Genomic DNA, 1,442 nt, shown 5'->3' with positions numbered 1-1,442 from the left:
CTAATGGAATGGTCCGCCCCTCATTCTTTATCCTGCAGAGGCACGCAACCAGCACCCACTGCGGAGGACTGATTCCATGGCTGAGACGATCATTGGCATCGACCTGGGCAAGCTGAAGTTCCACGTCTGCGGCGTGGACGCCAACGGCCACGTTGAACGCCGTCGCGCTTACTCGCGCAGCGCTGTCATGCGTTTCCTGGCCAACACGCCACCAGCGCTCGTGGCGATGGAAGCCTGCCCCGGCGCGCATCACCTCGCACGCAAGGCGGCGAGCTTTGGTCATGAGCCGCTGCTGCTGCCTGCGCAGTACGTCAAGCCCTATGTAAAATCGCAGAAGAACGACACGGTTGACGCCGAGGCCATCGCCGAGGCGGCGAGCCGCCCGACGGTGCGCGAGCGCGCGGTGGCGATCAAGCCCGAGGAGCGCCAGACCCTGCAGCTGCTGCACCGCCAACGCAGCGGCTGGATCGGCGAGCGCACGGCGCTGGGCAATCGCATTCGCGCCATGCTGTTGGAGTTCGGCATCGTCCTGCCGCAACGCCTCAGCCGGCTGCGTGCGGGCTTGCCCGAGGTGCTCGAAGATGCGGACAACGGGCTGCCGGATCGTCTGCGGGCGCTGCTCCACGATCTGTCTGCGGATCTCAAGCGCCTGGATGCGCGCATTGAAGCGTTGAACGCGGAGTTGACGACCTTCGCGCGCGAAGACCCGCTGATGCAGCTGCTGTTGACCATTCCCGGCATTGGGCCGATCAACGGCACGGCGCTGCTTGCCGGTATCGGCGATGCCAGCCAGTTTCGCCGTGGCCGGGATCTGGCCGCCTGGCTCGGCCTGGTGCCGCGCCAACACAGCACTGGCGGCAAGACGCGGCTGCTCGGTATCAGCAAGCATGGGAATCGCCATCTCCGCATGATGTTGATCCATGGCGCCCGCGCGGTGCTGCGGGTGGCCGGCAAACGCGCAGCCGACGACGGGCTGCGCCACTGGGTTGAGCGGATCACCGCACGCAAGCATGCGAATGTCGCCGTGGTCGCGTTGGCCAATAAACTGGCGCGCATCGTCTGCGCTGTCCTGCAGCGCCGAGAGCCGTTTGCACCGGCGCAGGTGAGCGGCTGATGAAGAGGCGTCCTACGCAATCGCCAGCCACACCGGACCAGCCAAGCGGAGGTGAGCACCGCGCCTTTCATCATCTCTTAACCGAGCATCCCACCGAGTGACTGCAAGCGCCCAAGATTGATGGCGGAGACGGTCAAGCGGCAGCGCCTGAGCCTGGTAAAAAAAGCGGCCCAGTGAGGCCTTTGGACTAATGAGGCCGGTGCTGCGCGCATCTCCATCAAGGCCCGGCGATCCCTTGTGATCGACCAACCCGAGGCCGGATACATTGACGCAGTCTGTTCTCACCATCACTCGATCGGCACTTGCGCCACCGGGGCGGACCATACAT

At 65.0% G+C, this 1,442-nt stretch carries 1 protein-coding gene; it reads left to right on the top strand.

What is annotated here, in order from left to right:
* The first annotated feature begins 76 nt into the window (after positions 1–76).
* A complete protein-coding gene (locus tag VBE63_RS29240; protein WP_323686485.1) occupies positions 77–1,114 on the top strand; it encodes an IS110 family transposase in 1,038 nt (345 codons plus the stop codon).
* Positions 1,115–1,442 lie beyond the last annotated feature (328 nt).

This window comes from Lamprobacter sp., assembly GCF_034860625.1.
Taxonomy (GTDB): domain Bacteria; phylum Pseudomonadota; class Gammaproteobacteria; order Chromatiales; family Chromatiaceae; genus Lamprobacter.
The sequence above is the reverse complement of the archived record's forward strand: the minus strand, read 5'-3'. Positions and strand labels throughout refer to the sequence as shown.

Bases quoted from the DNA above. Each gene is read 5' to 3' on its own strand.
- VBE63_RS29240 (WP_323686485.1), top strand. From the start codon at position 77: ATGGCTGAGACGATCATTGGCATCGACCTGGGCAAGCTGAAGTTCCAC.